Source organism: Lactobacillus porci, assembly GCF_009695985.1.
Classification (GTDB): domain Bacteria; phylum Bacillota; class Bacilli; order Lactobacillales; family Lactobacillaceae; genus Lactobacillus; species Lactobacillus absianus.
On record NZ_VUMX01000010.1, the window covers coordinates 20418 to 42476 of the forward strand.

The 22059-nt window shown below is 50.9% G+C and carries 18 protein-coding genes; 16 read left to right on the plus strand and 2 right to left on the minus strand.

All coding sequences use genetic code 11. The annotated features are described in order from the left end of the window. Positions 1-201 precede the first annotated feature (201 nt). From FYJ62_RS04835 to FYJ62_RS04855, 5 genes are all read left to right on the plus strand, one after another. On the plus strand, positions 202-1866 hold the full coding sequence (locus FYJ62_RS04835; protein ID WP_154548287.1) for an alpha-glucosidase: 1665 nt from the start codon (positions 202-204) through the stop codon (positions 1864-1866). 68 nt (positions 1867-1934) lie between these two features. After that, positions 1935-3638, plus strand: a complete 1704-nt coding sequence (locus tag FYJ62_RS04840) for a glycoside hydrolase family 13 protein (RefSeq protein ID WP_154548289.1) — start codon at positions 1935-1937, stop codon at positions 3636-3638. 96 nt (positions 3639-3734) lie between these two features. Then, a complete protein-coding gene (locus FYJ62_RS04845; RefSeq protein WP_154548291.1) occupies positions 3735-6005 on the plus strand; it encodes a glycoside hydrolase family 65 protein in 2271 nt (756 codons plus the stop codon). Continuing rightward, positions 5990-6658 (plus strand): beta-phosphoglucomutase, encoded by a 669-nt coding sequence (gene pgmB / locus FYJ62_RS04850; protein WP_154548293.1) that lies wholly within the window; start codon positions 5990-5992, stop codon positions 6656-6658. The genes FYJ62_RS04845 and pgmB overlap by 16 nt, the downstream gene beginning before the upstream one ends. Positions 6659-6684: 26 nt before the next feature. After that, the gene (locus FYJ62_RS04855) at positions 6685-7791 is read left to right on the plus strand and encodes an ABC transporter ATP-binding protein (protein ID WP_154548296.1); all 1107 of its coding nucleotides are present in this window, start codon (positions 6685-6687) and stop codon (positions 7789-7791) included. Between the two features lie 31 nt (positions 7792-7822). On the opposite strand, the gene FYJ62_RS10755 is transcribed toward FYJ62_RS04855, so the two are convergent. Continuing rightward, complete coding sequence (locus tag FYJ62_RS10755) at positions 7823-8005, minus strand: hypothetical protein (RefSeq protein WP_206987989.1); 183 nt, start codon at positions 8003-8005, stop codon at positions 7823-7825. Between FYJ62_RS10755 and FYJ62_RS04860 the strand changes: the two genes are divergently transcribed. The 4 genes from FYJ62_RS04860 to FYJ62_RS04875 all read left to right on the plus strand — a co-directional run bounded on the left by FYJ62_RS04860 (position 7917) and on the right by FYJ62_RS04875 (position 12016). Next, on the plus strand, positions 7917-9116 hold the full coding sequence (locus tag FYJ62_RS04860; protein WP_229771840.1) for an extracellular solute-binding protein: 1200 nt from the start codon (positions 7917-7919) through the stop codon (positions 9114-9116). The genes FYJ62_RS10755 and FYJ62_RS04860 overlap by 89 nt on opposite strands. A gap of 86 nt (positions 9117-9202) precedes the next feature. Beyond that, positions 9203-10561, plus strand: a complete 1359-nt coding sequence (locus tag FYJ62_RS04865) for a carbohydrate ABC transporter permease (protein ID WP_154548300.1) — start codon at positions 9203-9205, stop codon at positions 10559-10561. Positions 10562-10563: 2 nt separating this feature from the next. Further along, the gene (locus tag FYJ62_RS04870; protein ID WP_154548302.1) at positions 10564-11421 is read left to right on the plus strand and encodes a sugar ABC transporter permease; all 858 of its coding nucleotides are present in this window, start codon (positions 10564-10566) and stop codon (positions 11419-11421) included. Positions 11422-11650: 229 nt separating this feature from the next. Continuing rightward, positions 11651-12016, plus strand: coding sequence for a hypothetical protein (locus tag FYJ62_RS04875; protein ID WP_154548304.1), 366 nt, complete (start codon positions 11651-11653; stop codon positions 12014-12016). Positions 12017-12093: 77 nt separating this feature from the next. Here FYJ62_RS04875 and FYJ62_RS04880 read toward each other — a convergent pair whose 3' ends face one another. Further along, a complete protein-coding gene (locus FYJ62_RS04880) occupies positions 12094-15108 on the minus strand; it encodes a TIM-barrel domain-containing protein (RefSeq protein ID WP_154548306.1) in 3015 nt (1004 codons plus the stop codon). A gap of 333 nt (positions 15109-15441) precedes the next feature. Here FYJ62_RS04880 and FYJ62_RS04885 point away from each other — a divergent pair, with 333 nt between their 5' ends. The 7 genes from FYJ62_RS04885 (at position 15442) to FYJ62_RS04915 (ending at position 22057) form a co-directional block, all read left to right on the plus strand. After that, positions 15442-15939 (plus strand): hypothetical protein, encoded by a 498-nt coding sequence (locus tag FYJ62_RS04885; RefSeq protein WP_195837393.1) that lies wholly within the window; start codon positions 15442-15444, stop codon positions 15937-15939. 119 nt (positions 15940-16058) lie between these two features. Beyond that, the gene (gene nagA, locus FYJ62_RS04890) at positions 16059-17207 is read left to right on the plus strand and encodes an N-acetylglucosamine-6-phosphate deacetylase (RefSeq protein WP_154548310.1); all 1149 of its coding nucleotides are present in this window, start codon (positions 16059-16061) and stop codon (positions 17205-17207) included. Positions 17208-17848: 641 nt separating this feature from the next. Further along, entirely contained in the window at positions 17849-18733 is an 885-nt protein-coding gene (locus tag FYJ62_RS10760) for a hypothetical protein (RefSeq protein ID WP_229771835.1), read from the plus strand. Between the two features lie 8 nt (positions 18734-18741). Beyond that, complete coding sequence (locus FYJ62_RS04900; RefSeq protein ID WP_154548312.1) at positions 18742-19122, plus strand: hypothetical protein; 381 nt, start codon at positions 18742-18744, stop codon at positions 19120-19122. Positions 19123-19393: 271 nt separating this feature from the next. Next, positions 19394-19849 (plus strand): lactococcin 972 family bacteriocin, encoded by a 456-nt coding sequence (locus FYJ62_RS04905; RefSeq protein WP_229771836.1) that lies wholly within the window; start codon positions 19394-19396, stop codon positions 19847-19849. A gap of 70 nt (positions 19850-19919) precedes the next feature. Then, positions 19920-20546, plus strand: coding sequence for an ATP-binding cassette domain-containing protein (locus FYJ62_RS04910; protein WP_154548314.1), 627 nt, complete (start codon positions 19920-19922; stop codon positions 20544-20546). Positions 20547-20686: 140 nt separating this feature from the next. Continuing rightward, positions 20687-22057, plus strand: a complete 1371-nt coding sequence (locus tag FYJ62_RS04915) for a hypothetical protein (protein ID WP_229771837.1) — start codon at positions 20687-20689, stop codon at positions 22055-22057. Positions 22058-22059: the final 2 nt, after the last annotated feature.

Genomic DNA, 22059 nt, shown 5'->3' on the forward strand with positions numbered 1-22059 from the left:
GACTTATCATTTTAAAAAAGCACATTGAATTTGTAATATTTTGTAACAACGCCAGTACTTGAAAAATACGCGAAAGCGCGTTAAATCAACCTAAAAGAGCATTCCTGAAGCAGGAATGCTCTTTTGTTAGCGCTAACACGCATCTCTTCGTTGTAAGCGTTCCCTGGTGTCTGCTTTAATTAGAGGCGGAGGATTCAGAACATGAGCAAACATGACGAATGGTTTAAAAATGCAATAATCTATCAGATCTACCCCAAGTCCTTCCAGGACAGCAATGGGGATGGCATCGGTGACTTGAACGGGATTCGCCAGCGCATCCCCTACCTGCGGGACTTGGGGATCAACGCCGTTTGGCTGAATCCGATCTACCAGTCCCCGGGTGTCGACAACGGCTATGATGTCAGCGACTACTACCAAATCGACGGCAAGCTGGGAAGCATGGCTGACTTTGAAGGCATGGTGGCTGACCTGCATCAGGCAGGGATCAAGGTCATCATGGACTTCGTCCTCAACCATACGTCCATCCAGCACCCGTGGTTTAAGGAAGCCGTCAGCGATCCCCACAGCCCTTACCGGGACTACTATATTTTTGCCGGCAAGCAGGGCAAGCGGCCCAACAACTGGGGCAGCTTCTTTGGCGGCAGCGTCTGGGAACCTGACCCGGCGGGGACTGGCCAGTCCTACTTCCATTTGTTTGACAAGCGGATGCCGGACCTGAACTGGGAAAATCCCAAGGTTGCCCAAGAGATGCTCAAGGCCGCGGAATTCTGGCTGGCCAAGGGGGTCGATGGTCTGCGGGTGGATGCCTTCATTCACATTGCCAAGGCTGACCTGCACCAGAGCTACCCATCAACCGGCAAAGAGCCAGTGGTAGCCGAACCCTTCTTCGCCAACCTGCCGGAAGTGCAGGAAAGACTGCGGCCGTTCTGCGCGGCCATCCGCCGGGACTTCCCAGGCACCCTGCTGCTTGGCGAGGCGGCCAGCGCCAACGTCAACCTGGCTTACGACTACACGGCCAAGGATCGCGGCCTGATGGACTCCGTCGTCACTTTCAGATATTTTGCAGAGGACCAGTCCACGGTTGACGAGTCCTACAGCGACCAGTACCAGCCAAAGGGCATGGACTGGTTGGCATTTAAGCAGACGCAGGCGGTTTGGCAGCAGACTTTAAAGGACGGCCTGCCGACCCTGTACTGGAGCAACCATGACATGGCCCGCCTGGGCACCAGATTTGCCAAGACCGCGGTTCAGCAGAAGTCTTTGGCCATGCTGATGTATCTGGAGCACGGGCTGCCGATCATCTACTACGGTGAAGAACTTGGCCTGCACAACCTGCATTTTGAGAAAGCGGCCGACTTCAAGGACATGACGGTTGACGCCTTCATGGCCAGCGCCCAAAAAGCCGGCAAGTCACCAGCCGCGGCTCTTGAAATGGTCAATGCCACCCACAAGCTGCCAGCCAGAGGCCCCATGCCTTGGGATGACAGCCAGTTCAATGGCTTCAGTACCGTCACCCCGTGGCTGACTGGCGAAAGCCAAGACCAGGTGAGCGTCAAGAGCGAGGAAGCAGATCCAGACAGCATGCTGGCCTTCTACAAGGCCTTGCTGAAGCTCAAGCAGGAAGCCCTCTTTACTGACGGGAGCTACTACCTGCTTGACACGGCCCCGGAAATCGTGGCCTACCAGCGGGACTTGGGCCAAGAGCACGCTCTGGTGATCGTCTCCCTCAGCGCCAAGAAGCAGCAGGTCACCTTGCCGGCTGAATTTGCCAAGTCACGGCTAATCCTGCAAGCCGGCAATTGGACGGCCACGGGCCAGGAAGTGACCCTGATGCCGTTTGCCGGCCTCGTTTTAAAAGCCAAATAAGTTAGACGAAAAGGTAAACACAGTAAAGAACGAACAGCAAGCAAAAAATACCTAAGGAGCATAAGCAAATGCAAACTGCAGCATTGAGACACAGACCAGAAAGCGAAGACTGCTTCCTGATCAACAAAGAACAAATGAAGGTTCGTCTCCACACGGGCAAAGACATCAAGGAAGTCCGCGTCTACTACGCTGACGTGCATGAGCCGCTGGAAAAGAAGCGGGAATTGTCTTTGACCCTGGCCGGGCATGGCCAGGTCCAGGACTACTGGGAAGGCACCCTGACCCTGCCTTTGCACCGGGCCCAATACCTGTTTGAGGTCATTGGCCTTGACGGCAGCAAGTGCGTCTATGGCGACCGCGGCCTGCGGGAAGACGAAGAAGCAGCCTACGAGGATCCAAACAATTACTTCAAGCTGCCTTACTTCCACGAAATCGACATGGTCAAGACCCCGGACTGGGTCAAGCACACGGTCTGGTACCAAATCTTCCCTGAGCGCTTCGCCAATGGGGACAAGCAAAACGACCGCCCCGGCACCAAGGCCTGGAATCCTGAAGACCACCCGACTAGAGAAGACTTCTACGGCGGTGACCTGCAAGGGGTGCTGGACCATTTGGACTACCTGAAGCAGCTGGGAGTCAACGGACTCTACTTCTGCCCGATCTTCAAGGCCAGCTCCAATCACAAGTACGACACCATCGACTACTTGGAGATCGACCCTGACTTTGGCGACAAGAAGCTGTTTGCCCAGCTGGTCAACGCGGCGCATGAGCGGGGGATGCACGTCATGCTTGACGCCGTCTTCAACCACATGGGCGACCACTCCCTGCAATGGCAGGACGTAGTCAAAAATGGGGCCAAGTCCCGCTTCGCCGGCTGGTTCCACATCAACCGCTTTCCGGTTGAGCCATATGATCCGGAAGATCCAAGCTACGAGACTTTTGCCTTTGAAAAGCACATGCCAAAACTGAACACCGCCAACCCGGAAGTTCAGGACTACCTGCTGACGATCGCGACCTATTGGGTCAAGGAATTCGATATCGATGCCTGGCGCCTGGATGTGGCGGACGAAGTGGACCACCACTTCTGGAAAGCCTTCCATGACGCGGTCGTGGCTATCAAGCCCGACTTCTACATCTTGGGCGAATCCTGGCACTCCAGCCAGTCCTGGCTTAATGGCGGCGAATTCTCCGGGGTCATGAACTATCCGTTCACCGGCTTGATTTCCGACCACTTCCTGAAGGGGACGCAAGACGCCAAGACCATGACCGAGCTGCTGACCGACCAGCTCTTCTTGTACCGGGACCAGACCAATTCAGTCATGCTGAACGTCCTGGACTCGCACGACACGCCAAGAATCAAGACCGTTGCCGGCGAAGATGAAGACAAGGCCCTGCAGGCTTTGGCCTTCACCTTCCTCCAAACCGGGACTCCATGCATCTACTATGGGACCGAAATGGGGATGAGCGGCGGTGCTGATCCGGACTGCCGCAAGCCAATGGATTGGTCCAAGGCGGGCAGCCCCGTTTGGGAGGCCGTCAGCCGCCTGATCAAGTTCCGCTTGGCCCACGCCAAGACCCTGAGTCAGGGGACGACCCTTTTGGAAGTCGCTGAAAACGGTTTGGTCCACGTCAAGCGCGCCGGCGCTGAAAAGGTCGAAGCCTGGTTCAACACGACTGACCAGCCGGTGGAAGTCAAGGCTGACGCGGCTTTGAGCCAAAAGTACGCTGACGGGAAATTAGCGCCAAAAGGCTACGTGATTGAAACGATGTAAAAAAGCTGTTAACGGTAACATCAAATCAGTCCTTGTTAGCGTTTGCAAGTAACGGCATAATTGAGTCAGAATCAATTGAGCGAGGAAAAAAGAAACATGAAACGCATTTTTGAAATCGATCCCTGGAAATTAACCAGCCACACCTTCAATAAAGAAGACAAGCGGCTGCAAGAAAGCATGACCTCAATCGGCAATGAATATATGGGTTTGCGCGGCAACTTTGAAGAAGGCTACAGCGGCGACAGCCTGAAAGGCACCTACTACGCGGGCGTCTGGTTCCCAGACAAGACTCGGGTCGGCTGGTGGAAGAACGGCTACCCGGACTACTTCGGCAAGACCTTGAACGCGCCAAGCTTCATTGACTTGGGCATCACGATCAACGGCACCAAGCTGGACCTGGCCGTCAACAAGATCAGCGACTTCGAGCTTACCCTGGACATGCATCAAGGCCTGCTGACCCGCTCCTTCATCTATGAAGGCGGCGACGTCCGCGTCAAGTTTGAGTTTACCCGCTTCTTGAGCGTGGTCATCCGCCAGGCTGCCTTGATCAAGGTCAAGGCCACCGTTTTAAGCGGCAGCGCCAAGATTGCGGTAGCCAGCGGCTTGAACGGCCGGGTCTACAATGAAGACTCCAACTATGAAGAAGGCTTCTGGGATGCCTTAGGCGAAGACGCCGGCGCTAGAAGCATTCAGCTGCGGACCAAGGCCAACAACTTCGGCACCCCACAATTCACCGTCCTCCTTAAGGAATCAATGCGGGAAAACAACGAAAAAGTCGAAGGCACGGTCAAGACAGCCGCAGGGCAATTGAGCGAAAGCTTCACCTATGATTTGGGCGAAGGCGAAAGCTTCGAACTGGAAAAGGACGTCATCGTCGTTACCAGCCGGGACGTGGCTGACGCGGAGCAGGCAGCCGAAGCGCAAAAGCTGATGGACCAGCTGCAGGCTAAGTCATTTGACCAAAACCTGGCTGACCACGAGGCGGTTTGGGCTAAGCGCTGGGAATCCTGTGACGTTGCCATTGACGGCGACCCAGATGCCCAACAAGGGATCCGCTTCAACATCCTGCAATTGTTCATGACCTACTATGGTCAAGACCCTCGCTTGAACATCGGGCCAAAGGGCTTCACCGGTGAAAAGTACGGCGGTGCCACTTACTGGGATACGGAAGCCTTCATTATCCCAATGTACTTGGCCGTTGCTCCTAAGGAAGTTACCCACGCGTTACTGGAATACCGGCACGAGCAATTGCCAGGCGCCTTCCACAACGCCCGCCAGCAAGGCTTGAAGGGGGCCCTGTTCCCAATGGTGACCTTCAACGGGATTGAATGCCACAACGAATGGGAAATCACCTTCGAAGAAATCCACAGAAACGCGGACATTCCATTTGCCATCTACCAATACACCCGTTACACGGGCGATGACTCCTACGTTAAGGACGAAGGGATGGACGTCTTGGTATCGACCGCCCGCTTCTGGGCTGACCGGGTCCACTTCTCCAAGCGCAAGGGCAAGTACATGATCCACGGGGTAACCGGTCCTAACGAGTACGAAAACAACGTCAACAACAACTGGTTTACCAACACGATGGCCAGATGGCTGCTCAGCTACACCCTGGAACGTTGGCCACTGGCTGATGAAGCGGCTAAGAAGCGCCTGCAGGTAAGCGACGATGAACTGGCCAAGTGGCAAGACATCGTTGACCGCATGTACCTCCCAGAAGACAAGGAATTAGGCATCTTCGTGCAAAACGATACCTACCTGGACAAGGACCTGCGTCCAGTCTCCAGCATCCCTGCCGACCAATTGCCGTTGAACCAGCACTGGTCATGGGACAAGATCCTGCGTTCCCCATTCATCAAGCAAGCCGACGTTTTGCAAGGGATCTACTTCTTGAATGACCGCTACACCAAGGAACAAAAGGAAAAGAACTTCGACTTCTACGAACCAATGACGGTTCACGAAAGCTCCCTGAGTGCTTCAATCCACGCCATCCTGGCCGCGGAACTGGGCAAGCAGGAAAAGGCCATGGACCTGTACAAGCGGACAGCCCGCCTGGACTTGGACAACTACAACAACGACACCAGCGACGGCCTGCACATCACTTCAATGTCCGGCAGCTGGCTGGCCATCGTGCAAGGCTTTGCCGGCATGCGCTACAACGAAGACGGCGTAAGCTTCGCGCCATTCCTGCCAAAGGGCTGGACGCGCTACAGCTTCAAGATCAACTACCGGGGTCGTATCCTGGCCGTGGAAGTTGCCGACAAGGTCAAGATCAGCCTTCTGTCAGGTGCTGACCTGACGGTCAAGGTTTGGGATCAAGAAGTTGCATTGAAAGAAGGACAGACTAAATGCTTAAAGGATTAATCTTTGACCTGGACGGGGTAATCACCGACTCAGCCGTCTACCACTTGAAAGCTTGGCAAGACCTGGCCAAGAGCATTGGCATTGATCTTCCGGAAGAGTTTGGCGACAAGCTCCGCGGCAGATCAAGAATGGACTCCCTGGAGCTGATTCTGGAATTTGGTCACAAGCAAGACCAATACACGGAAGCAGAGAAGGAAGCCCTGGCCGCCAAGAAGAACGCGGCTTACGTGAACGCGGTCAAGCAGATGACTCGGGCAGACATTTTGCCAAACATGGGCAAGCTTCTTGACGAAGCCAAGCAGCAAGGCTTGAAGCTGGCCCTGGCCTCAGCCTCCAAGAACGCGCCGCTGATTCTGCACCAGCTGGGCTTGGAGGATGCCTTCGAAGCCCGGGTTGACCCAGCGACCTTGAAGCATGGGAAGCCGGATCCGGAAATCTACGTCAAGGCCCAAGAGCTGCTAGGCTTGAAGGCTGACGAGGTAATTTCCTTTGAAGACGCGCCGGCTGGCATCCAGTCAATCAAGGCTGCTGGCCAATTCGCGGTCGGAATCGGGGATCCGGTCGTGCTCAAGGGAGCGGACTACGTGGTTGGCTCCACGAGCGCCCTTGAATTGAGCGAAATCGAAAAAGTGTTTGAAAAGACTGAAAAATAGACAGAAGAGGACTAGGTAGAAGAGCAATGGTAAAAATTGACTTAAATCACATCTATAAGAAATACCCAAATGCCACCGACTACTCCGTGTCTGACTTTGACCTCCACATCGACGATCAAGAATTCATCGTCTTTGTTGGGCCATCTGGCTGCGGCAAGTCCACGACCCTGCGGATGATCGCTGGCTTGGAAGACATTTCCAAGGGGACCTTGGCCATCGACGGCAAGGTCATGAACGATGTTGGCCCACGTGACCGGAACATCGCTATGGTCTTCCAGAACTACGCCCTGTACCCGCACATGTCCGTTTACGACAACATGGCCTTCAGCCTGAAGCTGCGTCACTATGACAAGGGTGAAATCGACAAGCGGGTCAAGAGCGCGGCCCAATCCTTGGGGTTAGCCCACCTGCTAGAACGGCGGCCAGCCGACCTGTCTGGTGGCCAAAGACAGCGGGTTGCCTTAGGGAGAGCGATCGTACGTGATGCGCCAATCTTCCTGATGGACGAACCGCTGTCCAACCTGGACGCCAAGCTGCGGGTCTCCATGAGAGCGGAGATCGCCAAGATTCACCAAAAGCTGAAGACGACCACGATTTACGTTACTCACGACCAAACCGAAGCCATGACTTTGGCCAGCCGGATCGTCGTCATGAACAACGGGCGGATCCAGCAGATCGGGACGCCAAAGGAAGTCTATAACAAGCCTGTCAACCAATTCGTGGCTGGCTTCATCGGGTCACCGCAAATGAACTTTTTCGATATTTCCTTTGACGGGGCCTACATTTCCGATGGCAAGGGCGTAAAGATGCGTCTGCCAGAAGGCCGGGCCAAGGAATTGAACGAGAAGGGCTACAAGGACAAGAAGCTGGTGATGGGCTTGCGTCCTGAAGACATCCACATGGAACAAGCCTTCCTGGACACTTGGCCAGAATCAACGGTTGACGCGGAAGTCGTCGTTTCGGAATTGCTGGGGGCAACAAGCCAGCTTTACATGAACGTCGATGGAACTGAATTCGTCGGCGTGGTAAACGCCCGCGACTTCCACCACCCTGGCGACAACGTCAAGGCGGGCTTCAACCTGAACAGTGCCCACTTCTTCGACAAGGACACGCACGTAACGATCAGCAATTAAGAAGAATTGCTGGAAACTAATTTAATCAAGCTTACCAAGACTTGCGGCAAAGGCCGCAGGCGGTATGAAAACTAACAAATGTTATTTTAGGAGGAAAAAAAATGAGTTTATGGAAGAAAGCTGCCATGAGCAGTGCCGCAGTATTGGCTGCGTTGAGTTTATCAGCTTGCTCAAATGGGAGCAGCAGCAGCAGTTCATCAAATAATTCTAACAAGAAGGCTTCATTGACTTTGTGGGTTGACACCGAACAAGTCGGCTACTACAAGTCAATCGTGAAGGACTTCCACAAGAAGTATCCAAACATTTCCGTTAAGGTTACCCAAAGTCCTAACGGTTCAGCCAACGCCAAGACTGACGTCGGCAAAGACGCATCCAAGGCTGCGGACGTCTTCGAAGTTCCTAACGACCAATTGGGGCAAATGGCCAACGCGGGCTACATCAACCCACTGTCACCAAGCGACACCAAGAAGATCAAGAGCGACTATGTTGCCCAAGCTTACAAGGGCGTAACTTGGAAGGGCAAGGTCTACGCTTACCCATACGCTCAACAAGCCGACACGATCTACTACAACAAGTCCAAGCTGTCAGCTAATGACGTCAAGGACTGGAACACTTTGACCTCTAAGGGCGTGGTTGCCACTGACTTTACCAACGCCTACACCATGTGGCCAATCTTCTTCTCAGCCGGCACCAAGCTTTACGGCGACAACGGCGAAGACCTTAAGGGCTCAACCTTCAACAGCCAAAACGGTGTCAACGCTTTGACCTGGATTGCCAAGCAAAAGAGCAACAAGGGCGTAATGCAGACTTCCAACGCTTTGAACCAATTGAAGAAGGGCAACGCTGACGCCATCATGGATGGTCCTTGGAACGCTGCCAACATCAAGAAGATCTTGGGCAAGAACTTCGGCGTTGCCAAGTACCCAATGGTAACTGTCGGTGGCAAGAAGGCCCAACTCGAAGCGTTCTTGGGGATCGAAGGCTTCGCTGTCAACTCACACACCTCTAACGCTAAGGCCGCTTCACAATTGGCTGCCTACATCACCAACAAGAAGTCACAACTGATCGCCCACAAGGAAGCTGGTCAAATCCCAGTTCTGAAGAGCGCGGTTGCCTCAAGCGCGGTTAAGAGCGACCCAGTTGCTGAAGCCGTAATCGAAATGTCCAAGAGCGGCAACTCAGTTCTGCAGCCAAAGCTGCCACAAATGGCAACCTTCTGGGATGGCGCAGCTCCTTTGATCAGTGGTGCTTACGACGGCAAGATCAAGGCTTCACAATACAAGGCTCAGCTTGCTAAGTTTGACAAGAAGATTTCTAAGAAATAAGTTAGCTTGAATTAGTTTTAGTTAGCGTTTTTAGTCAATTTTTACAGCAATCATCAATCCAATGGTTGAGAAGGAGAGTATAGAAAATGTTTAAGAGAAAAGGACACATTCCTCCTGCAGCCACGTATCGAGAGGTGTGGTCCAAGGGGGATGCTGCTGACAAACTGTCCTTCTTCGTGATGGGGGCCAGTGCCCTCAAGCACAAGCAATGGGCAAAGGGGATCAGTCTGCTGGCAACGGAAATCGTCTTCTTTGTATGGCTGTTCACCAGCGGTCTGCATGCCCTGGGCCAATTGCCAAGCTTAGGCGCGGTTAAGACCAAGAAGGTCGTCTTTGATTCTAGTCAAGGGGTTTATGTCACCAAGCAGCCAGACAACTCAGTCTTGATCCTGCTTTTCGGGGTCCTGGCCGTCTTCCTGGTGATCGGCTTTATCTACCTCTATGTCATCAACTTGCGGTCAGTACGCTACAACTACGTGCTTAAGCGGGAAGGCAAGCGGCTGGCAAGCAACAAGGAAGAGCTGCACAGCCTGCTTGACCAGCGCCTGCACGCGACCTTGATGTTCATTCCTATTCTGGGGATCATCCTCTTTACGGTTTTGCCAACGGTCTTCATGACCCTGCTGGCCTTCACCAACTATGACCGCCAGCACCCAATCGGCTTCTCATGGATCGGCTTCAAGGCCTTTGGCAATGTCTTGAGCGGTGACTTGTCAGGTACTTTCTTCCCAGTTCTGGGCTGGACCCTGATCTGGGCCGTTGCCGCGACGGCAACCACCTTCCTGGGCGGCGTTCTCTTGGCGCTCTTGATTGAATCCAAGGGGATCAAGCACAAGAAGATTTGGCGGACGATCTTCGTCATCGCTTATGCCATCCCACAATTCGTTTCCTTGCTGCTGATCGCCCAATTCCTGGACGCGCAAGGCCCACTGAACACCCTGCTCCAACATTGGGGCTGGATCAGTTCGCCAATTCACTTCATCGACAACGAAGCTTCCCCATGGATGGCCCGCTTGACGGTCATCATCGTCAACATGTGGATCGGGATTCCAGTTTCCATGCTGGTTTCCATGGCCATTATTCAGAACCTGCCGCAAGACCAAATTGAAGCGGCGAAGATCGACGGGGCCAATGCCTTCCAGGTCTTCCACAACATTACTTTCCCGCAGATCCTGTTCGTGATGGGTCCATCCCTGATCCAGCAGTTTATCGGGAACATCAACAACTTCAACGTCATCTTCCTGCTGACTGGCGGTAAGCCAATGAACAACAACTACAACGGTGCTGGTTCAACCGACTTGCTGGTCAACTGGCTGTACAACTTGACCTTCGGTCAGCAGCAGCGCTACAACGCATCAGCGGTTCTGGGCATCTTGATCTTCATCTTGAGTGCAACAGTCTCCTTGATCGCTTACCGGCACACGACTGCCTTTAAGGAGGGTTAGAATTGAAATCTTACGCACATCAAAGAAAGCTATCGCTTTTCTTCAGATATCTCTTGCTGACGATTTTGGCAATTCTGTGGCTGATCCCAATCGTGTGGATCGTTTTGGCCAGTTTCTCCTATAACGATACTGGGTTTATCTCAACTTTCTTCCCTGAAAAATGGACTTTCGCGAACTACATTGGGATCTTTACCAACCCTGAATATCCATATTTGAACTGGATCATCAATACCTTGATCGTCGCGATTATTTCCGCAACTTTGTCAACCTTTATTCAAATCTCCGTAGCTTACGTGCTTTCACGGCTTCGCTTCAAATTCCGGAAGCCATTCCTGCAAATCGCCTTGGTCTTGGGGATGTTCCCGGGCTTCATGTCAATGATCGCCCTCTACTACATCCTGAAGGGCTTCAATATGCTGAACCTGGGCGGCTTGATCCTGGTTTACGTTGGTGGCGCGGGCTTAGGCTTCTACGTTGCCAAGGGCTTCTTCGACACCATTCCCCGGTCGCTTGACGAAGCCGCTGAACTGGACGGCGCGACTAAATGGCAGGTCTTCACCCAGATTGGTTTGCCACTTTCCAAGCCAATGATCGTTTACACGGCTTTGACCACTTTCATGGCTCCATGGGTCGACTTCATCTTCTCCGGGATTATCCTTTCTACCTCCGGGAATGCCAAGACCTACACCATTGCTTATGGTTTGTACAACATGCTTTCCTCAGCAAAAGGCAGCGCGACGACCTACTTTGCACAATTCGTGGCTGGGTGTGTCATCATTGCCATCCCAATCACGATCCTCTTTATCATCATGCAGAAGTTCTACGTCAGTGGGATTACCGCTGGTGCGGACAAGGGTTAAACTTTTATCATTCGCCTTCTCAGCACAAAGAAATCGCTTTGGATTCTTCCAAAGCGATTTTTGCTGTACTCATAAAGCATAAAAAACGAAAATAAATAATAAGGAAAGAAAAGATTGGCCAGAAATCGGAAAAAGCAATATACTAAATCTAAGTATTACAGATAATGTATATTTGTCAAAAAGTTTGGTAAAAGAAAAATCGAGAAAGAAATAGGATAGAGGTAGAAACATGAAAAAGGCGGAAATCATTCATTTCGTCAATTTACTGGCCGGGATTGGCTTGGCCATGAGGATGCTGATTCAAATTATTTTTCTGGCCGGCGGCCCGCCGGACCTGGTAGCCATTCCCTTGATCAACATGAGCTGCAAGCTGATCCTGTGTCTGGCTTTAAGCACTTTGCCAGTCACTAAGATCAATGAGCGGGTTACCTGGGTCTGCGCTGGCCTTTTGGAAGTCACCGTCATCATTGGCTGGATCCGGGCTCCGCACGCTTGGGCAGTGTTTATTTGGTACTTGGTCTACCCGCTTTTGGCCTTGTACGCGGATCACGTGAATGACAAGCCGGTTTGTAAGCACCGGTCAGCATCCGCGTAAAATAAAGCGCAAGCCGAAAATGTAAATTTTGGAAAAATAAAACCGGAAGCATCGTGCTGATGCTTCCGGTTTTTGGCTTAATTTTGGATTGGCCGGTAGAAGTTGATGCTGCTTGCGCCAAGGCCCGTCCCCGTCGCTTCCAGGACTGACAGGCGGATGGCTTGGGCACTGACGCCGCGCAGGCCGATGACCTTGTTCTTGCAGTCGGCGTTGAACTCATAATCGCCGCCGTATGGATTGAAGGTCAGGCCATCGGTAGAGACTTCAACCCGCATCTTCAGCGGCCGTCCCTCCTTGTCCAAGGCTCTTGGAACATAGATCAGCTTGCTCAGCTCCACCTGCTGCGGGAAGGCGAAGGTCAAGGTGACCGGTTCTTCGGCCGTCGGCGTTTGGGCGGTCTGCCAGTCGGTAGCCTCGCGCTTGTCCAAGAGGTACTTGACCGGGTGTCCCGGGCGGCTGGCAGCACTGGCGGCCGCCTTTACGCCAGTAATGATGTAGTCGCTTGGGTCCCGCTTGGTCTTGGCCTGGATGAAGTCGGACCATTCAGAAACCTTGTAGCCGGACTCATAGCGCAGGCGCAACTTGTAGTCCTTGTTGGCGGCCAGGTCGGTGAAGGTGAAGATGTTGCCAGGGATGCCAGTGTAGAGCAGGCCGTTCACTTCGATCTGCACCATTGGCGTTCTTTGGTTCCACTTGACCGTCAGCGAATGGGCGCTGGTCTTGCTGGAGTCCAGCTCAAAGCGGCCGGGCAGGCGCAGGGCCGCGTCAGTGATCTGGTGGACCAGCTGCTCGTTGGCAAAGTGGAAATTGCTGATGCTGAGCTCGATCTTGGACTGCTTGATGTCGCGCTCAGCCAGCTTGATGATCAGGGCCTTGCGCGGACCAGCGCCAAGGTCGGTGAATTCCGGCGTCCAAGAGAACTTGTTGTCGTAGTAGTAGCCTTCCTTGGCTCTGGCCAAAGTTTCAGGGGTGCCGTATTCTTCCAGCTTGCTGCTTTCACCGTCAACGCTGAGGTGGATTTCCTCCGGGTGGTGGTCGCAGAAGACCTTGAGCGTGGCCCCCTGCTTGATGGCCAGGTCTGGGTAATAGCCGGTAGTTGGCTCAATGATGATCTTCAGGCTGCTTTCCGCCAAGTGGGTGCGGATGGTCGTCGTGGCCCAGTTGTGGCGGTAGTCTTGCAGGTCATCGTCATTGTAGGAGACGTAAGTGGAGTCGCCTTGCGGGTAGAAGACGAAGTTGCGGTCGCCCAGGTCAAAAATGGATCCGCCGCGGACGAAGACCGGCAGCTGCCAGAGCGGGTACTTGCGCCGGTTGTAGACCCGGCCGCCCATCAGGCGTTCGCCCGTGAAGAGATCGATCCAGATCGTCTGCTTGTCTGGCAGGTAGATGTGGTCGCGGACGGAGACCCCTTGGCTGTCAGCCTTGCCGCTGACGATTGGGGCAACCAGGATTTGCGGCCCCAGCATGAATTCATCGCCAAAGCTGGATCCGTAGCAGATCTGCTCGTGCGGGAATTCCATGAAGAGGGGCCGGACCAGGCTTTCGCCGTCCTGAGCTTGTCTAGCCAGGTTATAGAGGTAAGGCAGGAGCCGCTTTCTCAGGCGCAGGTAAGCCTGCATGATTTTGCTTATCTTATTGTTATAGGCAAATGGGGTCTTGCTGAAGCGGCTTTGGTCATCCATGACGAAGAGCAGGGGGGTAAAGACCTTCCATTCCAGATCGCGGATGGCCATTTGGGCATTGTCGCCGCCAATCTTGCCATTAACGGCCGCGCCTAAGAAGGGCAGGCCAGACAGGCCAGCCCCCAAAAGGGTGGCTACTTGGGTCTTGATGGCCGTCCAGTCGCCGCCAATGTCGCCGTAAGCCAGCACGGCCTCGCTTTGGAAGGGGCGCAGGCTGTCTCTGACCAGGACCAGGGGCTTTTGCTTGGGGTTTTCCTTGACCAGGTTTTCCCGGGCTTCATTCAGGTCAGCTTCCGGATTGTCGATAGCCAGGCTTTCGCTATGGTTAGGCGGAGTCAGGTCGTCTTCAGTCCAAAAGCCAGGGTGAACGCCTTGTTCCTTAGCATAGCTGGCAAAAGCGGCATAGCTGTCATGGTCAGCCTCCTGCTTGGCTTCATAGTTGGGGATCAGCCAGTCCAGCGGAAAATCCCAGCGATGATAGCGGTCGATCATGGCTCTGGCGGAGAACTGGTACTTGTCTTCCCCGTTGAGGGAAGCGTGGTAGGTCAGCTCTTTTCCATCAGCATCGCCGCGGGAGTAGTAGCTGTTGTCCTCAAAGCGGATCGCGTCGTGCTTCTTGCCTTTAGCAGCCGTCCAGATTGGGTCGATGAAGTTGCCGAGGTGACCGAGTCCCAGGGCATATTTTGGCAGCATCAGTGGCTTGCCCGTCAAAGAGTAGTACTTGTTCAGAATTTCTTGTGGAGAATTGCCAATGATGTAAAAAGCGTCAAAGACCGGCGACCGGTGGCGCAGGAGGGCAGCTTGTCCATGACTGGCGCTGAAGTCATAGATCCCCTTGGACTTGGTGTTGCGCAATTCCCCAAAGCCCGCGTTGGTCCAGAAGAAAGGCACGCCGGCTAAGACGCCGTCTTTTCCAGTGATCCCATCGGTCTTGACCAGCAGCTTGTCGCCCTTGTGGCAGAAGTGGCCATTTTGTACCCCGCCACCGTAATAATATTCATTTTGATTCTGCTTGAGCACTTCAATGGCATGCTTGCCGCTCAGTTCCAGCGGGGCCGCCTGGGCTAGCCGGGTCCGGTGGACCGCTTCGTCAAAAATGCTGAAGAGAGACGTCTTCTGCTGGAAAATCAACTTGCAGCTGCCAGCGTTAATGATGAACATGTCGCTGGTCGCGTGGGCCGTAGCCCGGGCAAAGCATTGCGGGTCGGGCTGAATCCCGTGGACAAGCATGTCGTCAGTCTCGGCAAATTCTTGACTTGGATCCAACCAGTAGCGGAAGATGCCGTTGGCGATCAGGTAAACGCGGGCAATTTCGCCGGTCGCGTAGTGAAGCTCATAATAATTTTCGCGCTTATTGACGCCAACCAGTCGCCCTAATTGATGTCTTGAATTTTGCAGGTCTGCAGTCATAATTCTTTTCCTTTATATCATGAAATATCTAATCTAATTATAGCCAAAAAGGCGGTAAATTGGAAAAAATAGCCAATACCAGTTTGGGTGCCGAAAGCAAGCAGATTGGAACGGAAGCTTAAATATGTTTCTTTTAATTAATATAAGCTAATGCTTTATTAATATTGACAAGCGGGGGCTTTGAGCCAACAATATAGGAAAAACATTCACAGGGTGGACATACTATGAGAAAAAGTTAGTTTCCACATTTAATAACAACTATCTTCTTTTCGGTAACTCTATACTTATGGAGACTCGTTCTGCCTGATAGCTTAGCAGGAGATGGCCGAATTGTTGGAAAATAAACTAGATAATATTTTGGCGAAAGATGACGAAGAGAATGAAGGCAAATGGTATTACCTTGATTTTTTCCCCGTAACCTTTCAAGCTGGAAATGATAGATTCGATGAGTTTGAGTCATTTATCCAAGAAAAGTACTATAAATCTTTTTCTAAAAAGCTTTCTTTCATTATTTTGGGCTTGGTCAGCTATTATGACGCAGAAATCTATTTGTATGATGTGGATTACGGTGATGACCGGCTGAACTCCTTGCGTCATCAAGATCTTCTAAGCCAATTAGAATACCCAGACTTGAGCAAGCTCATCAAGCGCTTTTGCGTGAACGAAACACTTGGTTTAAAAATTGCCTTGCAGGATCATGACAATTTAGCATTGATGCTCTTTGAAGGCGGTTTGCGGCTAAGTTTTTACAATTTGACGGATGAGCAGAAGAGAGTTGCTGAAGACCTGGTCCGGTCGCAGGGCTTTTTCTTCAAAGAATCCAATAGCTGATCTTTAACTGCCTGAAACGGGCAGTTTTATTTTTGCTCATTTTTTAGCAAAGCATTGACTAAAAGGCTTACAGAGTTAAGAATAATAGAAGGAAAAGATTGTTTTACTAAGGAGAAAAAATGCGCTATTACATTCATGCTGATCAGTTTTACCTGCCAAATGGCCGGGAAAAAGGCGGCTATTTAGAGATTGTTGATGGTAAATTCGGGGCCTACCTGCCAGAAGGAAGCCAAGTGCCGGACGCGGTGGACTACACTGGCTTCAGTGTGGCACCGGGCTATGTCGACACCCACATCCACGGTTCTGTTAAGGAAGACGTGATGAAGAGCGACTGGGAGGGGATCAACCGCCTGTCTGAAGCCCTGCTGAGCGCCGGGGTAACCAGCTGGCTGCCAACGACGGTGACTGCGTCCAGTGAACAATTGACTGAGGTTTGCCGAATGCTGGCTGCTCACCAGGGAGAAGAAAGCGGAGCTAAGATTCAGGGAATCCACTTTGAAGGCCCATTTTTCACGGAAGAACACGCGGGGGCGGAAAATCCAAAATACATGATGGATCCAAGCCCGGCAGAACTGGACAAGTGGCTGGAAGCATCAAAGGGGATGCTGAAGAAAATTTCTCTTGCGCCAGAACGTCCAGGAACGCCAGCTTTCGTAAGCTATGCCGTCAGCCGGGGAGTTAAGGTAGCCTTGGGCCACTCTAGTGCCAGCTACGACCAGACTAAGGCAGCCGCGCAGGCTGGGGCAACGATTTTTACCCACACCTTTAACGGGATGCCGGACTTCTCCCACAACCGGCCAAACATCGCTAACGCAGCCATGGCACTGGAGAACATGGACAACGAACTGATTGCTGATGGTCACCACGTCACGCCTAGCGCCATCAAGGCCCTGCTGGCGGCTAAAGGCAAGGACCATATCGTTTTGATCACTGACTGCATGGAAGCTGGGATGATGCCGGATGGCGACTACATGCTGGGTGAACTGCCCGTATACGTCAAAGACGGGATGGCCCGCTTGAAGAAGGGCGACAACCTGGCCGGCAGCGTCTTGCAGCTGAAGGACGGAGTGAAGAACCTGGTTGACTGGGGGCTGGCTGGTAAGGAAGAGGCCGTGTTGATGGCCAGCTACAATCCGGCCCGCAGCCAAGGCCTGCTGGACAAGTGCGGGGCAATTCGTCCGGGCCTGCCAGCTGACTTTTTGATTTTGAAAGATGACATGTCCCTGGCGAAGACCTACTTGAATGGGGAAGTTCGCTGGGAAGAATAATATCGAAGCTCGCTGCTGGTCAGCGGGCTTTTTTGCTGCCATTCACCGGCGCAGATGACCATTCATCGGCATTTGCACTTTTGAAACTACTTTTGGGGATAGAATTGTGGTGTTGAAACAAAGGAGCTACTTTTCTAAGTATGTATACTGTGCATGGTATTATGGTACGACTAAGGATTCTGTAAAGCATTACAATACAAGACATTATGTTTTGCCTCACAGTTTTATTGGCAATTGGCGGAAGATATTCTCTGGCATGAGCATATTCAATGTAGGTAGTTTTACTGCGCTTGTTTCTGGGAATTTTACCAGTGTTTTTAGGAATATCAACCAAGCAGTTGGAGTACATAAGACACCTTTTTGAGTATGATATCATGCTCAAGTGATGACGTAGAAAAGCACATCAATGCAAGCAAAGATGTGCCAAAAATGTAGTATTTTCGCGGGTTTAGGGCGATTATTTAGCTAGCTTGAGTTTGATTGCCATGGGAAGTTAGCACAATATATGTTCAGTTGATGTGTTATAGATAATGAAAGGGAGTAAGGAAAGGTTGTCACAGCTATTATTTACTATGACTCAAGCTAATTGAGAATATATGGTCGATGATAATTACGAACCTAATTTGATAGGAGTTAGAGTTATGAATTTTAAGAAGATCTGCATGACAGGAGCTGCTTGTTTAGCCATTGGCATTTTACCTATGCCATCAGTTGCTTCAGCCTCTTCAAACAATTCAGATAATTCTGATGAACAAAGTGAGTTCATCAAGGCGTATGATACAGGTAAAGAGAAAGGTATTTTGACTGATCAAAATATGACGCAGTCTGAATTCCTTTCATTGTGCAAAGAATCTGTTTTTCCGGCGTATCTGGAATATCAACAGACGCATCCAACGGTTTCTTTTGCGCAATATGTAGAAGAAGATAACTATGAGGTCCCTCGTCAACAAGCGGGGGACAATCCGATCACGGTATCAGCTACTGGGACAAAAAGTAATAGCTCTATTTTCCCTTTTACTAGCTTTGCATCTGTATCGGCTAGGAAGGGTTATAGTATGAAAGCAGGTGATATTCTTATTTGTTACGGGAGAAATATTACAAGTAAGTATATTGGCCACGCTGCAATCGCATCTTCATCAAAGTACATCATGGAAATGCCAGGGCCTGGCAAGCATGCAACACATACGCCAAAAGCAACTTTCTTTAAGAGAAACTCCGGGAACGGAAAGTATGTTGCGGTTTATCGAATTAGGAAGCATCCACACTACGCTGATGACGCAAGTACGTACGCATATAAGCATATGTATTTGAAAACCAATCCCTCATACTTCTTCCCAAGTAGTATGTATGTAAAGTCACCAAGCTATTGCTCAAAGTATGTATATTTGGCTTATGAATGGGGAGCAACTAAACGTGCTCTTTACCCGATTCCAGGACCAAGTGCCGTTGTTCTGCCTCATGGATTAGAGAATTGGTTTAAGGGGGACTTTACGCCATCGTATGTTTATAAGGTGACTAGCTATTAATAGAGGTGATGATCAGAGTGTTTACACAGAAGCAAAAGACAATTGCCTATCGGGTTTTGATGGTAATTTACCTAGTCGCTTTGGGGCCAAACTATACTTTTGGCTACGCAACGCAAGACAATCCCACTAACCGCTTTTTCTTGATTGCTAATTTGCTTTCGATTGTTGCACTTGTTCTGGCCGCCGTTTGGATTGACCGGCCGCGCTTTTTTAAAGCAGTATCTGCTATGATGGTGATTGTGGCTATCTTGGCAGTAGTTCAGCTTGTTTTTCCAAGGCAGTCAGCTTATGCTAGATACAGCAACATATGGGCAATCATTAACATTATCTGGGCCGTTTTGACTGTACTTTACCAAAAGCATCAACTTCAGCTCAAGAATAAAGGTTAATATTTTTTACTTAAAACGAAGATAATAAAAGGCTGAAACTCAGTGCGATATCTAGAGTTTCAGCTTTTTTCATCTAACCGTCGCATTTATCGACACAGATAGTCAAAATTTACCAGATGTTATTGGCAAGTGTTCAATTTATTATTGCAATTGGTGTTTTTGTTTTTTGCTGCCATTCGTCGGCGCAGACGACCGCTCATCGGCATTTGCACTTTTGAAACTACTTTTAGGGATAGAATTGTGGTGTTGAAACAAAGGAGGATTCAACATAATGAAGAAAAAGTTTTTTGTAAGTACTGTGTTGGTCAGCGCAATTTCCTTTATGTCAGTATCGCCGGTATTCGCTGCTACGGCTGTCGACAGCGATGTAATCAAGGAGAATATTTCGGCCGACAATGAGAATTGGACTCAGGGAATGATTGAAGAGCAATGGACAGCAACTCATTCATCACCATTATTTTCTGCATTTTATTTGTCCAGTGGTAAGCATGTTCGCCATCCTGCTGAAGGTGGTAAGTGGACGTATGGATTTTGGAATGCCAAAGTGCACTCTGAATACAAGGTAAACAAGAAGCATGGGTCAACGGTTGTGTATATCGATATAAAGGGAAAAAAGCATAAGCAGCGGTCTATTGATACTGCTGCTGGTAAAACTTCAATTGCTGAAGTTTGGGCAATTAATTTGCCAAAGACCGTTGATCGATACTATTACCGAGTAGTCAAATAACATAAATTTGGAAACATCTTTTTAAAGTAATCAGATGGTTCTAGTTTTTATTTAAGAGGAAGGTAGCGCAATGCAAGGAATAAGCGTTTCTGCCGATCAGCTTGCGGCGCAAGCAGGAGGTAAATTGCTTTTTCAAAATTTGTCCTTTCAAGCCAATGGCGGGCAAACAGTTGCCTTGATTGGCCAGTCCGGTGCTGGCAAAACCACTCTGCTCAACTTGCTCGGCTTGCTGGATCAACCAAGCAAAGGAAAAATTTTGATCAATGGTGAGAATGCTAACAGCTGGCCAACAAGAAAAAGGGAGAAATTTTGGCGGGAAAAGGCAGCCTTTCTCTATCAAGATGCTGGAATTATCGATGGAGAAAGCCTGCTGTACAATGTCTCGCTGACTAAGGAAAAAAAGAGTCAGGAACAAGCCTTGCATTACTTAAAAATGCTTGGTTTAGCGCAAGCTCATGAAAAAGCAGCCGTGCTGTCTGGCGGGGAAAAGCGACGTCTGGGCCTGGCCCGCCTTTTATATAAAGGAGGACGGGTAATCTATGCAGATGAGCCGACCGCTTCTTTGGACGCGGCCAACCGGCAGCTGGTTACCGACTTGCTTTTAAAACAGGCACAGGCAGGCGCGCTTGTCTTCATCGCTACTCACGATGAAGCCCTAGCGAAAAAATGCGATACGCGGATTTGTTTGGGGGAATGACCATGCGCAATAAAATAAGCCTTGCTGTCTCTAGCTTGACCCTAGCCCTTATTTTCTTATATTCTCTTGGTCCTGGCCGCGATGCAGTCGATCGGCTGCCCTTGATCTGCAGCTTGCTTTTATATACTACGAGCCTGCTTTTGCCTTTGCAGCTTGGCTATCGCCAAGATGCCATTCGCCTGCTGGCTGGAATCAGCAGGTTGGAAATTTGGCGGGACAATTTTGCCTGCCTCTTTGTTTGGAGCCTTGCCGGCAGCTTGCTCGGCACTTTGCTGTTTGCGCTGCTTTTTCGTGAACAAGCTGGCTTGGATAATTTGGCCTTTTTATTGCTTGTTGAATTGTCTTTGATCTGTTTTTCACTGCTGCTGATGAAGTTGCCAAGAAAATTCTACGTCAGCCGTGGCTCTGGAAAAAAGCAAGGGAAAATTGCCTTGCGCTGCCTGCAGGTCTCAGCCTTGCTGCTTTTAGCCTGGTCCCTGCCGCAAGCGGCCTTGCTAGCTAAAAGTTCCTATGAAAATTACCAGTCAAAGGAGAAATGGCAGTCAACTCCAGCGGCCGTCAGTTTTGATGATGACGGGCGTTTGGACCGGCAGGCTTATTATCCAGCTGAGTTGGCTTTGATCAAGGATGAGGAAGGGGAGGACAACGCAGTTTTGTCCTTGATCATGGATGACCAGATGCAAACGTCGCCAGCTGAATTAGGCGGCTATGACCACATTGTTTTCGTCAACGATCAAGCCTTGAAGCTGGCCGGTGTCAGCCAGCAGGACCTAAAGGAAGTTGCCTTGACTGATCTATCGGCAGAATGCCGGAATTTTTTGCGCAGAATCCTGCCGCTTAATACTGCAAAGCGGCAAACCGTGCCGAAAGGGATGCACTTATTGACTAGCCGGAAAAAGCTGGCCGCTTTAAATGAAACGCAAGATTTTCAGCTTTGCCGCCACCCCTTGCTCATCTACAGCAAACGGCCCAGCCAGGTTTATGACATGCATGACTTTTTATACCCAGCCTTGTCAACTGGCAACCTTTTCTTTATCCGGTCAGCTAAGCTTATTCCTGCCTTAAAGCGGCGCGGCCTGGCCAAAGCTTACTCGCCAGAGCCATTCCGCTTGAAGCTGATCGCCCAAAGCAAGCTGGACCTGGCCAAGCTCTACTTAAAAAGCTGCTTGTGGCAGCTGCTGAACTGCATCTTGCTCTTGTTTTTGCTAGCCAGCATCTTAAACTATCAAGCTGGCGCCTGGGTTCAGCTCAACCGGTCCAAGGTTTTCGCCTTGTTTACCAGCGGGCATAAGTGGAGCATCATTTTTCCGCAGGCGGCAGAGGCGGCTGCCTTAGCACTGCTTGTTTGTTTTCTGGTCACGGCCATCTTGCTTGTCCTTTACGCAGCAAGTCCTGCCGGCCTGCTGATCTGCCAGTTTTCTTTTATCCTGCTGTATACTTTGGTATATGGAAAGCTTTTAAGCAAAAAGAGCAAAACAGAAGTCAAACGGATGATTGGCCGGAAAGGATAGAT

Coding starts and splice junctions, on each gene's coding strand:
- pgmB (WP_154548293.1), top strand. CDS start 5,990: ATGCTTAAAGGATTAATCTTTGACCTGGACGGGGTAATCACCGACTCA.
- FYJ62_RS04900 (WP_154548312.1), top strand. CDS start 18,742: ATGATCAGAGTGTTTACACAGAAGCAAAAGACAATTGCCTATCGGGTT.
- FYJ62_RS04845 (WP_154548291.1), top strand. CDS start 3,735: ATGAAACGCATTTTTGAAATCGATCCCTGGAAATTAACCAGCCACACC.
- FYJ62_RS04880 (WP_154548306.1), bottom strand. CDS start 15,108: ATGACTGCAGACCTGCAAAATTCAAGACATCAATTAGGGCGACTGGTT.
- FYJ62_RS04855 (WP_154548296.1), top strand. CDS start 6,685: ATGGTAAAAATTGACTTAAATCACATCTATAAGAAATACCCAAATGCC.
- FYJ62_RS04840 (WP_154548289.1), top strand. CDS start 1,935: ATGCAAACTGCAGCATTGAGACACAGACCAGAAAGCGAAGACTGCTTC.
- nagA (WP_154548310.1), top strand. CDS start 16,059: ATGCGCTATTACATTCATGCTGATCAGTTTTACCTGCCAAATGGCCGG.
- FYJ62_RS10760 (WP_229771835.1), top strand. CDS start 17,849: ATGAATTTTAAGAAGATCTGCATGACAGGAGCTGCTTGTTTAGCCATT.
- FYJ62_RS04905 (WP_229771836.1), top strand. CDS start 19,394: ATGAAGAAAAAGTTTTTTGTAAGTACTGTGTTGGTCAGCGCAATTTCC.
- FYJ62_RS04835 (WP_154548287.1), top strand. CDS start 202: ATGAGCAAACATGACGAATGGTTTAAAAATGCAATAATCTATCAGATC.
- FYJ62_RS04860 (WP_229771840.1), top strand. CDS start 7,917: ATGAGCAGTGCCGCAGTATTGGCTGCGTTGAGTTTATCAGCTTGCTCA.
- FYJ62_RS04865 (WP_154548300.1), top strand. CDS start 9,203: ATGTTTAAGAGAAAAGGACACATTCCTCCTGCAGCCACGTATCGAGAG.
- FYJ62_RS04875 (WP_154548304.1), top strand. CDS start 11,651: ATGAAAAAGGCGGAAATCATTCATTTCGTCAATTTACTGGCCGGGATT.
- FYJ62_RS04910 (WP_154548314.1), top strand. CDS start 19,920: ATGCAAGGAATAAGCGTTTCTGCCGATCAGCTTGCGGCGCAAGCAGGA.